The sequence below is a fragment of the Sphingobium soli genome (genome assembly GCF_020782245.1).
Taxonomy (GTDB): domain Bacteria; phylum Pseudomonadota; class Alphaproteobacteria; order Sphingomonadales; family Sphingomonadaceae; genus Sphingobium; species Sphingobium soli.
This window is the reverse complement of sequence record NZ_JAJGNP010000006.1, coordinates 144,225-155,951: the sequence shown is the minus strand read 5'-3', so window position 1 is coordinate 155,951 and position 11,727 is coordinate 144,225. Positions and strand designations below refer to the sequence as shown.

8 protein-coding genes are annotated in these 11,727 nt (G+C 65.7%); 4 read left to right on the top strand and 4 right to left on the bottom strand.

The genetic code is table 11. The features are described from left to right. Positions 1-2: 2 nt before the first annotated feature. The gene (locus LL253_RS10065) at positions 3-1,745 is read left to right on the top strand and encodes an MFS transporter (protein WP_228227102.1); all 1,743 of its coding nucleotides are present in this window, start codon (positions 3-5) and stop codon (positions 1,743-1,745) included. An 18-nt stretch (positions 1,746-1,763) separates the two neighbouring features. Here LL253_RS10065 and LL253_RS10060 read toward each other — a convergent pair whose 3' ends face one another. Continuing rightward, entirely contained in the window at positions 1,764-3,470 is a 1,707-nt protein-coding gene (locus LL253_RS10060) for an amidohydrolase (RefSeq protein WP_228227101.1), read from the bottom strand. Continuing rightward, positions 3,467-4,336 carry an NAD(P)-dependent oxidoreductase gene (locus LL253_RS10055; protein ID WP_037542349.1) on the bottom strand — a complete coding sequence of 290 codons (870 nt, stop codon included), beginning with the start codon at positions 4,334-4,336 and terminating at the stop codon, positions 3,467-3,469. The genes LL253_RS10060 and LL253_RS10055 overlap by 4 nt, the downstream gene beginning before the upstream one ends. 97 nt (positions 4,337-4,433) lie before the next feature. Here LL253_RS10055 and LL253_RS10050 point away from each other — a divergent pair, with 97 nt between their 5' ends. The 3 genes from LL253_RS10050 (at position 4,434) to LL253_RS10040 (ending at position 9,231) form a co-directional block, all read left to right on the top strand. After that, the gene (locus tag LL253_RS10050; RefSeq protein WP_228222918.1) at positions 4,434-5,681 is read left to right on the top strand and encodes a threonine ammonia-lyase; all 1,248 of its coding nucleotides are present in this window, start codon (positions 4,434-4,436) and stop codon (positions 5,679-5,681) included. A 114-nt stretch (positions 5,682-5,795) separates the two neighbouring features. Continuing rightward, positions 5,796-6,611, top strand: coding sequence for an arginyltransferase (locus LL253_RS10045; RefSeq protein ID WP_228227100.1), 816 nt, complete (start codon positions 5,796-5,798; stop codon positions 6,609-6,611). A 112-nt stretch (positions 6,612-6,723) separates the two neighbouring features. Continuing rightward, the gene (locus LL253_RS10040) at positions 6,724-9,231 is read left to right on the top strand and encodes an EAL domain-containing protein (RefSeq protein WP_407696092.1); all 2,508 of its coding nucleotides are present in this window, start codon (positions 6,724-6,726) and stop codon (positions 9,229-9,231) included. Positions 9,232-9,281: 50 nt separating this feature from the next. Here LL253_RS10040 and LL253_RS10035 read toward each other — a convergent pair whose 3' ends face one another. Beyond that, positions 9,282-10,424 carry an aspartyl/asparaginyl beta-hydroxylase domain-containing protein gene (locus LL253_RS10035; protein ID WP_228227099.1) on the bottom strand — a complete coding sequence of 381 codons (1,143 nt, stop codon included), beginning with the start codon at positions 10,422-10,424 and terminating at the stop codon, positions 9,282-9,284. A 41-nt stretch (positions 10,425-10,465) separates the two neighbouring features. Continuing rightward, positions 10,466-11,662 (bottom strand): MFS transporter, encoded by a 1,197-nt coding sequence (locus tag LL253_RS10030; protein ID WP_228222921.1) that lies wholly within the window; start codon positions 11,660-11,662, stop codon positions 10,466-10,468. Positions 11,663-11,727 lie beyond the last annotated feature (65 nt).

Genomic DNA, 11,727 nt, shown 5'->3' with positions numbered 1-11,727 from the left:
CCATGGGCGCGCCCGGATCGTTCGTGTCCGCGCGACGCCTGTTCCTGGCGGGGGCCGTGTGCCTGACGCTCTGGGTGCTTGGCACCTTCCTGTGGCATGTCACCTATCGGCAGGGGATCAGCCTGGCCGTCATCCTGCTGCTCGATCAGGATTTGCCCGCGCTGCTGGGCGCTCTGGCGTTGCTGGCGCTCGCCGCGCCCTGGGCGGAAGGGCGTGGTTTCAGCCTGCCGCCGCCCACCGCGCGCATCGTGATACCGTTGGTCGTGCTGCTGGGCCTTGCCGCCTGGACCGGCCATTATGCGCTGTTTCAGGATTATGCGATCAGCCGGGACGAGGAAGTCGCCCGCTTCGCCGCCGCCTATATGCGCGAAGGGCTGTTCGCCCGGCCCATCCCGATCGAATGGGAACCCTATCGCCGGGCGATCATGCCCGAATTTTTCTCGCCCTTCGGTGCGGCGGATTACTGGACTGCCGCCTATCTGCCGGTGAACAGCGCGATCCAGGCTTTGTTCTGGCAATTGGGCGATCCCAATCTGGCCGGGCCGGTGCTGCTGATGACTGGCCTTATCGCCCTGTGGCGCGTGGCGCTGCGCCTGATGCCAGACCGGCCCGATGCGGTGTGGGTCACGCTGATCCTCGCCTTTTCATCCTGCCAGCTGTGGGTCACGGCCATGACGCCCTATGCGATGACGGGGCATTTCGCGCTCAACCTCGTCTGGCTTGCTCTGGTGCTGCGCGGCGGATGGCTGGGCCATGGCGCGGCGGGGCTGGTTGCGCTGATCGCGGCGGGGCTGCACCAATGGCATTTCCCGCCCTTGTTCATCGCGCCCTTCATCCTGTGGATGCTGCTGGCGCGCCGCTGGCAGGTGGCGGCCTTCCATGCGCTGACGCTGGTGGCGATCGTGATCGTGTGGGCCAAGCTGTGGCCGGGTTTCCTGTTGCACGCGCTGGGCGCGCCGGCGGATGTTCGCCCGTCGGCCGGGGTGGCGGACAAGATTGGCAGCCTGTTCGAACGGCTGGGCGATCGCTGGCAGCCGCTGGTCAACCTCACCCGCTATATCGCCTGGAACAACATATTGATGGTGCCGCTCGCCGCGCTGGGCGTCGCGGCGATGCGCTGGCGCGCGCTGCTGGCCGGTCGGGAAATCGCACTGCCGCTGGCGCTGGGCTGTGTGGCGGGGTGCGGACTGGCGTTGGCGCAGGGCTATGGCTGGGGCTTTCGCTACGCCCATGGCTTCATCGGCCCCTTCTGCCTGCTTGCCGGCCTGGGCTGGGCGCGTTTCCGCCCGCAGGACGCGATGCGGCCGGTGCTGATCGGCCTGCTCGTCACCATCCTGTCGAGCGGCTACCTTGTCTGGCGCACCTATGAATTTGTCGCGCCCTACGCCGCCAGCCATCGGCTGATCGATTCGAGCGAAGCCGACGTCGTGTTGGTCGACCCGCGCGGCGGCCTCTATGTCACCGACCTGGTGCGGGGGCGCAACGGCGTGCCGGGGCGGCCGATGGTCATGAACCTTGGCATGCTGACCATCGAGCAGGTCGATGAACTGTGCCACAATTATGTGGTGCAGCTGTTCGAGCGCGCCGACTTCCGGCCGCTGGGCGTGCCGCTGGCGCGCTGGAACCTCGACCGCATGGACATGCTGCGCGCGCATATGAAGGAAGCGGGCTGCGACAAGCCGGTCCAGCCGCCGCTGCCCGAGACTATGGAAGAGGCGTTCAACGCCGCCGACAACGCGATGTAAGGCGACAGGGAAGGGGCGTTACTGCCCCTTCACATAGACGCGCTTGCCCCCGATCCAGGTTTCCAGCACCTGCGTCGTGCGAATATCGGCCGGCTGCGCGGTCGAAATATCGCGGTCGATCAGCAGGAAATCGGCGCGTTGGCCCGGCACCAGGCTGCCGAACTTCTTTTCCGCAAAACCAGCATAGGCCGCCTGCCGGGTGAAGCCGTCGAGCGCCGCTTGAAAGCTCACGCGTTGCTGCGGCATCCATCCGCCGACCGGCTGACCCTTTGCATCCTCCCGCGACATGGCGACCGCGATGCCGGGGAAGGGATTGGGGCTTTCCACCGGCACGTCGGAGCCGAAGGCGAGCGGCACGCGATTGTCGAGCATCGTCTTCCACGCATAGGCGCCCGCCAGTCGGGCTTCGCCCAGCCGCGCCGTCGCCATGCGCCAGTCCGACGCTTCATGCACCGGCTGCATCGAAGCAACCACGCCCAGCGGACCGAAGCGCGGCAGGTCGGCCGGATCGATGATTTGCGCATGTTCGATGCGCCAGCGCCGGTCGCCCTTGTAGGTTTCGGCCAGTTCCTGAATCGCGTCCAGCGCCTCGCCATTGGCGGCATCGCCAATCGCGTGCATCGCGACCTGGAAATTGTCCATCGCCGCCCGGCTCATGATGTTGCGCAATTGCGTGTCGGGGATCAAGCGAAGGCCGCGCTGGCCCGGCGCATCGGCATAGTCGCCCTTCAGCCATGCCCCGCGCGATCCCAGCGCGCCGTCCAGCAGCAGCTTGATCCCGCCCATGCGCAGATGGTCGTCATACAGCCATGGCGTCGGTTCCGGCCCGGCGATCAGCACCATATTGTCCAGCCCCATGGCGTAGGACATGATCCGCACGCGCAGCGCGCCGCGATCGGCCGACCGGCGGAACGCCTGCCAATCCTCGATGCTGGTGCCCATGTCGGCGATGCCGGTGATGCCCATCGACAGTAGCGCGCGCTGCGCCTTTTCAAGGGCCAGGTCGCGATCCTTGGGCGCGGGCGGCGGCACGACCTTCTGCATCAGGTCCATCGCCCGGTCGACCAACACGCCCGCAGGCTTGCCGCCCGTCATTTCGATCCGCCCGCCCGCCGGCGCCTTGGTCGCGCCGGTGATCCCGGCCGCGCGGATGGCGGCGCTGTTGGCCCAGCCGGCATGGCCGTCCACCCGTTCCAGCCACACCGGAATGTCGCTGACCGCCGCGTCCAGGTCAGCGGCGGTGGGAAATCGGCCCAGACCCCATTGTTCCTGGTTCCAGCCCGTGCCGATGATCCATTTGCGGCCCGGATTGGCGGCGACATAGGCGCGGATCTTCTCCTGCGCCTGCGCCAGCGATGTCGTGTCCGACAGGTCGAGCGTGATCAGCGACAGGCCATAGCCCATCACATGGCCATGCGCGTCGATGAGGCCGGGGATCAGCGTCTTGCCGCCGCCGTCCAGCTTGAATGCCAGCCCCTTGGGCGGCTCGGGCCAGGGCTCGCCCTTCTTGCGCTTCTTGGGCCGTTTATATTCCGGTTCCTTGTAGCGGCCCTCGATCAGCTTTTCGACCTTGCCGTCATCGTCGATCATCAGCGCGCCGAAGCGCACGATCTTGCCATTGGCGTCCAGCGCGATGCCGTTCACATTGTCGATGACGCCCGCCGCCAGAACCGGCAGCGGACACAGGGCGAGCGCGATCGCGGCGCTCGAAACGAAAATCTTCATGCTCGGGTCAGTCTCCGCACCAATGCGCTCGTGTCCTGCCGATGGCCGCCCATGGCCTGCACATCGGCGTAAAATTGATCGATCATCGCCGTCACCGGCAATGTCGCGCCATTGGCGCGCGCTTCGTCCAGCGCCAGTCCCAGATCCTTGCGCATCCAGTCGACGGCGAAGCCGAAGTCGAATTCGTCGCGCGCCATCGTTCCCCAATATCGGTCCATCTGCCAGCTTTGCGCCGCGCCGCCCGAAATCGCCTCGAACACCGCGTCCAGATCCAGTTCCGCCGCCTGCGCGAACCGCAAGGCTTCGGACAGGCCCTGGATAATGCCGGCGATGCAGATCTGGTTCGCCATCTTGGCGGTCTGGCCCGCGCCCGCGCCGCCGACATGGACGATGCGCGTGGCATAGGCCTGCATCACGATCTTCGCCGCCGCGACCGCCGGTTCGCTGCCCCCGCACATGATGGCGAGCTTGCCGTCCTGCGCGCCCGAATGGCCGCCGGTGACAGGCGCGTCGACGCTGTGGATGCCGCGGCTTTCGCCTTCCACGAACAATTGCCGGGCGATGCGCGCGGATACGGTGGTGTGGTCGATGAACAGGCCGCCCGGCTGCATGGATCGGAACGCGCCTTCGCGCCCCAGCGCCACCTGCGCCAGATCATCGTCGGTGCCCACGCAACTGATGACGATGTCCGCATCCTCTGCGGCCTTGGCCGGGCTGATCGCGACCGCGCCGCCATAGGCTTCGGCCCAGCTTTTCGCCTTGCCGATGGATCGGTTGTAGACCGTCAGCTCATGCCCGGCCTTCGCCAGATGTCCAGCCATCGGAGCCCCCATGGTCCCCAGGCCGATAAACGCGATCCTAGCCATCCCGCCTCATATATTTGCGTGCTTGGACCTCCGCCATAGGGCCAGTGCCGGGACAGTTCCAGTTTCTTCGCAGCTGTTTTTGGTCTAGGGGGCGGGCATGAATACGCTCGCGAAGATCGAAAGCGCCCTGCCGCTGCCCGTCACCGTCGATGACATATTGGCCGCCCGCACCCGCATTGCCGGAGCGATCGTCAAGACGCCGACGTTGATCAGCCAGACGCTGTCCGACATGCTGGGCTGCAAGGTCTATCTGAAGTTCGAAAATCTCCAGTTCACCGCCGCCTACAAGGAACGCGGCGCGCTCAACCGTCTGCTGCAACTGGACGATGCGTCCAAGGCGAAGGGCGTCATTGCCGCTTCGGCGGGCAATCACGCGCAGGGCCTCGCCTATCATGGCAAGCGGCTGGGCGTGCCCGTCACCATCGTGATGCCCACGACCACGCCGATCATCAAGGTGACGCAGACCCGCAGCCACGGCGCGACCGTGGTGCAATTTGGCGAAAAGTTCGATGACGCCTATGCCCATGCCCGCGAACTGGAGGCGGCGCAGGGGCTGACCTTCGTCCATCCCTTCGACGAACCCGACATCATCGCGGGGCAGGGCACGGTCGCGCTTGAAATGCTGGAAGATGCGCCGGAGATCGACACTTTGGTAATCCCGATCGGCGGCGGCGGCCTGTTTTCGGGCATGGGCACGGCGGCGCGCGCCATGAAGCCGGATATTCGCCTGATCGGTGTGCAGGCGGAGCTTTATCCGTCCATGTACGGCTTCCTGAAAAGCACGGACCTGGCCTGCGACGGTGACACGCTAGCCGAGGGCATTGCCGTCAAGCAGCCCGGTTCGGTCACGCGCCGCTTCGTCGAGCGGCTGGCCGACGACATCGTGCTGGTGAATGAGCGGCGGCTGGAAGAATCGCTCAGCCTGCTGCTCCAGATCGAAAAGACGGTGGTGGAAGGGGCTGGAGGTGCGGGTCTTGCCGCCTTGCTGACGCATCGCGATCAATTTGCCGGGCGCAAGGTCGGACTGGTGCTGACCGGCGGCAATATCGACACGCGCCTGCTGGCCAATGTGCTGCTGCGCGATCTAGCCCGTTCGGGCCGGCTGGCACGGCTGCGCATCATCTTGCAGGATCGGCCGGGCGCATTGTTCAACGTCGCGCGCATCTTTGATCAGGAAGCGGTCAACATCCTGGAACTGTCGCATCAGCGCATCTTCACCAACCTGCCGGCCAAGGGCCTCAGCCTCGACGTCGAATGCGAAACGCGCGACCGCGATCATCTCCAGAACCTGCTCGGCGCGCTGCGCGCCGCCGGCTATGAGGTCGCGCCGATCGAGGTTGCATAATGGGACGCTTGACCCCCATTTTTTGATAGTAAATGCGCTTTTCTTGCGCGCGCGGGATCGGCATAACGAGCGCATGACGCAAGGGATTGACAGCACAGGACCGGGGGGAGCCGCGTGACCGCGCCGTTTCGCTTCCCGCGCTTCTTCGTGACCAATCCCAGCCCGTGCCCCTATCTGCCGGGCAAGAGCGAGCGCAAGGTTTTCACCGAGCTCTCCGGCGACAATGCGGCGGAACTCAACGACGCGCTTGGCCGCATCGGTTTTCGCCGCAGCCAGAATGTCGCCTATCGGCCCAGCTGCATCGATTGCACCGCCTGCGTGTCGGTCCGCGTCGTCACGCACGAATTTCGGCCCAATGCGACCCAGCGCAAATTGCTGCGCCGGAACGAGGATCTGGTGGTCAGCGCCTGCAAGCCCTGGTCGACGCAGGAGCAGTTCGCGCTGCTCCAGCGTTATCTGAACGTACGCCACCCCGGCGGGGGTATGACCGAAATGGACGAAATGGACTTTGCCGACATGGTCGAACAGACCCCGGTCGATAGCCATGTCGTCGAATATCGCGAGCCCGGCAGCAATGGCCGGCCGGGCAAACTGGTCGGCGCCTGTCTCACGGACCGGCAAGGCGACGGCCTGTCGATGATCTACAGTTTCTTCGACACCCAGTCCCCGGATCGCCCCGGGCTGGGCAACTATATCATCATGGACCATATCCTGCGCGCGGCCGCCGCGGACCTGCCTTATGTCTATCTGGGCTATTGGGTGAAGGGGGCGGCGCGGATGCAGTATAAGGTGCGGTACCAGCCGCTCGAAAAGCTCGGCCGCGATGGCTGGACACGCTTCGATCCGATCGAAAGCGATCCGGGAGCCGTCGGTGCAGCACCAGAGCGCGCGCCACGAACCGCCGATCTCGCGACGATTCTGCGCAGATAGGCCGCTGGTCCGGCCGGGATTGCCCGCCAGGCTGGAAAATATCCAAATTGTTTAACCTTTTCCTCTAAACGGGTCTCCATGACGCAGGAATGTGCCTGGAGGGAGAGGAGCGGTGGACCGGTTCGTTGACCACCGGTTTTTGCAGGGTTGGGACATAGCCGGACATGGCTATGTCGGCGCCGACCCGTTGCTCGCTGGCGTCGATATGGCGCCCTCTGCCGATTTCGTCGAGATGTCGCCGCGCATCATTCGATGGGTGGCCGACCGGCATGGTCGGCTGATCGGATGGTGGTCGGTATCGGGGCCGTCGCTGCGACCGGCGGTCGATCCTGTCGGCCGTGGCTGGCGGGCGCTGCTGGACGCGGCTGATCGCCGCGCCCTGATCGCCGCCAGCAAGGAACGGCAGCCGTCCCCCATCATGGTGACATTGTCGCTCGAACCGGGCCGCCCGCGCTGGTGCCGCGTCGAGATGCGGCGTCATCCCCTGCCCGGCGGGGACTGGCGCTATTACGGCATCGTGGCGGATGCTCAGCCCTATCATGAATTGCTGTCCGCAGCTGTCGCCGAAAGCCGCGATCATTATCGCTGGTCGGTCGCGCTCAGCCCGCAGGTTCCCTGGACTGCCGGGCCTGACGGAGCGATCGAGGAAGTGGGGCCTCGCTTTGCGGAAATAACCGGCATTTCGAAAGACGAAGCGCTTGGCCAGGGATGGGCCACGGTGTTGCATCCAGAGGATGAGGCCCGCGTGCTGGGGATATGGGATCGGCATCTCGCCAATGGGGAACCGGTCGATATCGAATATCGCGTGCGGTTGCGCTCTGGCCATTATCGCTGGATGCGAGCCTGCGCGGCGGCGCGACGCGACGCGGATGGCCGGATCATTCGCTGGTATGGATCGCTGGAAGACGTGCATGAACGGCATATGGCCGAGCATGATCTCGCCCAAAGCGAGGAGCGGTTCCGGCTGGCGATCCAGTCGGCCGGACTTGGGATATGGGATTTCGACAGCAGGACGGGACAGCGCAGTTGGTCGCCGGAACTGCGCGCAATGCTGGGCGTGTCCCCAGATGTCACGCCAACGACCGAACTGGCGCTGTCGCTCGTCCACGCTGATGATCGCCCGCGCTTGCAGGACAAATTGGCCGCGGTCGCCGGCGGCGGCCTGCCAGCGCATTTTGAAGACATGCTGCGGATATATCGCGCCACCGACGGCGCGCTTCGCTGGATCAAGAGCACGGGCTGGACGACGCGGTGCGACACCGACGGGTCGGTTCGCATCATCATCACGTTCCTGGACGTGACCGAACAGCAGGACAGCGAACGGCGTATTCGCTGGGCGGCCACGCATGACGCCATGACGCGACTGCCCAACCGGTCGTCATGGCAACAGACGCTGGACGACATGGCCAAGGCGGCGCGCCGGTCGGGGGACAGTTTCGCCCTTCTTTTGATGGACATAGACGACCTTAAACGGACCAATGATTCGCTGGGCCACGATGCCGGCGACGCACTGTTGTGCGCCTTTGCCGAGCGGTTGCAGGCCGCGGCTCCGCCCGATGCGGTCATCGGTCGCCTGGGCGGCGATGAATTTGGCCTTTTGTCCAGCACGTTGAGTGATGCGACCCGCGCCGAAGCCTGGGGCAAGGCGCTGATCGAAACCCTGCGCCGACCGCATATGCATGAAGGGCGCTCGCTCGATTGCGGCGTCAGCATGGGCGCGGCGCTGTTCGGCGGCGACGCCGGCAGCGAAGGGGATGAGCTGTTCAAGGCCGCCGACCTGGCCCTTTACGCGTCGAAGGCGGCCGGGCGCGGGCGGCTGACGCTGTTCCATTCCAGTCTGCGCGCCGAGGCGCAGCAGCGCAGCTCCATGATCCGAATGGCGCGCCAGATCATCGCCGACGACCTGATCATGCCCTATTACCAGCCCAAGATCGACCTGCGCACCCGTATGGTCACGGGCTATGAGGCGCTGTTGCGCTGGTGTCATCCGCGCCTGGGCGTGCAGTTGCCCGGCAGCATCGCTGCCGCCTTCGACCATGGGGAGATCGCGGTCGGACTGACCCAGACGATGCTGGACAAGCTGCTGCACGATATCATCCGATGGCTTGATGCGGGGCTTGATCCGGGCAGCGTTGCGTTCAACGCGTCGGCAGCCGATTTCACTCATGCCGGCTTTGCCGATTCGGTGTTGGAGCGACTGCGTCTAGCCAATATTCCCACGCGCCATCTTGAGTTGGAGGTGACGGAAACCGTGTTCCTGGGCCGGGGCGCGGATCAGGTCGCCACCGCGCTGCGCTGTTTCGCCAAGGAAGGGGTGCGAGTCGCACTGGACGATTTCGGCACCGGCTATGCCTCGCTCAGCCACCTCAAACATTATCCGGTCGATGTGCTCAAGATCGACCGCAGTTTCGTCAGCAACATGGACAATGACGCGGGCGACGCGGCCATTGTCGATGCGATCGTCAAGCTGGGTGACAGTTTCGGCATGGAAGTCGTGGCGGAGGGCGTCGAGACGGAACTTCAGGCGCAATTACTGCTCGCCCATGGCTGCCCCATCGGCCAGGGTTTTCATCTGGGCCGGCCCCAGCCTTTTGACGTCGTCACCGCCAAGATGCGCTAGAGCATTCCCAGGTTGCTCTCTCGCGGTCGGCGCTGCCGCGAACGTTCCATTCAGCCGCCCGTATCGACCTGCGCCGGGCCGAACCGGTCGATCGCCTGGAACAGTTGCGTCAGCGCGTCGCGTTCCTCCGCCTCGATTTCAGGCCGCCATATCTCGAACAACAGCACGACCCGCGTGTCCGAACTGCGGTTCCACGCCTCATGCTCGATGGTGTCGTCGAACAGCAGCATCTCGCCCTTGCGCCATGTCCGCGTTTCCGCACCGACCCGCAGCGCGCATCCGTCTGGCGTCAGCAGCGGCAAGTGACAGATGAGGCGGGTGTTGAGCAGGCCGTGATGCGGCTGGATATGCGTGCCGGGCTTCAATAGCGACCAGAGCGCCATGGGCGACCGGCCGACGATGACGGGAATGGGCGCCAAAGCCAAGGTCGCCATCACCGCCGGGCAGCGGTCCGCATTGGCCGCGACCTGCTCGCCATTCTGCCAGAAATACAGCGCTCCCCAGCGATCATCGTCGCGCAAGGGGTTATTGGGCGCGGGACGCAGCGGGGACGTCTGGACATAGGGGGCGAAGGCGGCGGCCTCCTGCGCACGCACCTGTTCCAGTTCCGCGACGATGGCCCCAGTCATCGCCTCCATCGGGGCGACCCAGTCAAACTCCGACCGCTCGTAAAAGGCGCGCTGCGGCAGTCCGGGGAAATAGAACATGCTGGGCTGTTGCAGGAACAGGCTCTGCTTGCCCAGCAGCAGGTCGGTCGCCAGCTGGATGCGGGGCAGGGCCGGCAGTCCGCTGATCGCATCCATCAGATGGTCTTCGAAAGTCCGGCTCGACCGTGCGACATAGTCCTGCGCCTTGTGCAACAACGGCTGGAGCTGGGGCGGCGCGCCTGTGGCCGCGGCTTGGGCCAGCGCGGACCGATACCAGCTGGTCGCGCCGCGCGCGTCGCCCCGCCGATCGGCATTCTGGCCCATGGCCAGCATCGCGGGCAGATTGCGAATGTCCTGGTCAAGGATGCGTCGCAGCGCCGCCGCCTCGCCATCCAGGTCGCCGCTGCGATTGCAGGCCTGCGCCAGCAGCATGGGCGGCGGTTCCTGCATGTCGCGCAAGGTGGCGAGTGCTCGTTGCGCATCGCCCTGCCGCAGCGCCGCCATCGCTGCGTCCGCCAGCGCCCGTTCCCGTCCCGTATCTGTCATCGCGCCTGTCTAGTCGGCGTCGGCGGCCCGCGAAAGCGCCTTTATTCGGCCGGCGCAGCGATCATGGGGGCCGCGCGCCGTTGCAGCATGATGGCGACCAGGAACACTGCAAGGCCGCCCAGCGCCAGCCCGCTGCCGATCCAGCCGGTCGACACCAGCCCATGGCCGGCGGCGATCGACAGGCCACCCAGCCATGGGCCAAGCGCATTGGCGACATTGAAGGCGCTGTGATGCAGCGCGGCGGCCAGCGTCTGCGCGTCGCCTGCCACGTCCATCAAGCGCGCCTGCAACGGCGTGCCAAGACCGCCGCCCAGTCCGATCATGAAGATGACGAGCCCCAGCGTCCACACATTGCCCGCCATCAGCGGGAACAGCGCCAGCGACGCCGCGCTCCACAGCATGATGCCGATGACGGTCCGATTGAGCGCCCGGTCCGCCAACCAGGCCGACGCCAGATTGCCCAATGTCATGCCCACGCCGAAAATGGCCAGCACCAGCGGCACATAGGCTTCCGACACATGCGTCACTTCGATCATGGTTGAAGCGACATAGGTGTAAACCGCGAACAGCCCGCCAAAGCCGATCGCCCCGGTCAGCAGCGTCAGCCACACCTGCGGGCGCTGCAACGCCGTCAACTCGCGCATCGGGCTGGCCTTGGGGTCGCCCCTGTCGCGCGGCGCATAAATGGCAACCAGGGCCACGGTGGCGATCGCCAGCACCGCCACGACGCCAAAGCCCCAGCGCCAGCCGAGCGCCTGGCCCATCCAGTTCGCCACCGGCACGCCGATGATCGTCGCGACCGTCAGACCCGCGAACATGCGCGCAATCGCCTGCGCCCGCTTTTCGATCGGCACCAGGCTGGCGGCAACCAACGCAGCGACGCCGAAATAGGCCCCATGCGGAACGCCCGACAGGAACCGGAACAGCAGCATCCAGTGATAGCTGGGCGACAGCGCCGACAACCCGTTGGCTAGCGCGAACATCGCCATCAGGCCGATCAGCAGCGTGCGTCGCGGCAGCCGGGCGCCAAAGGCCGCGATCACCGGCGCGCCGGCGACCACGCCCAACGCATAGGCGCTGATCGCATGGCCCGCCGTCGGCGCATCGATGCCCAGGTCGCGCGCGAAGAAAGGCAGCAGGCTCATCGCCGCGAATTCGGTCGTGCCGATGGCAAAGGCGCCGACCGACAGCGCGAACAGGACAAGCGCTGGGTGCGCCTGATGGGGGTGGGCGTTCATCGCCGGCTCCATGTTGCAGTGCAATATACAGAAGCGATGCAGATGGGCGCGATGACAGCGTTGGT

What these genes read in the sequence shown, in the direction of transcription:
- LL253_RS10065 (WP_228227102.1), top strand. Translation starts at nt 3, where the DNA reads ATGGGCGCGCCCGGATCGTTCGTGTCCGCGCGACGCCTGTTCCTGGCG.
- LL253_RS10060 (WP_228227101.1), bottom strand. Translation starts at nt 3,470, where the DNA reads ATGAAGATTTTCGTTTCGAGCGCCGCGATCGCGCTCGCCCTGTGTCCG.
- LL253_RS10055 (WP_037542349.1), bottom strand. Translation starts at nt 4,336, where the DNA reads ATGGCTAGGATCGCGTTTATCGGCCTGGGGACCATGGGGGCTCCGATG.
- LL253_RS10050 (WP_228222918.1), top strand. Translation starts at nt 4,434, where the DNA reads ATGAATACGCTCGCGAAGATCGAAAGCGCCCTGCCGCTGCCCGTCACC.
- LL253_RS10035 (WP_228227099.1), bottom strand. Translation starts at nt 10,424, where the DNA reads ATGACAGATACGGGACGGGAACGGGCGCTGGCGGACGCAGCGATGGCG.
- LL253_RS10030 (WP_228222921.1), bottom strand. Translation starts at nt 11,662, where the DNA reads ATGAACGCCCACCCCCATCAGGCGCACCCAGCGCTTGTCCTGTTCGCG.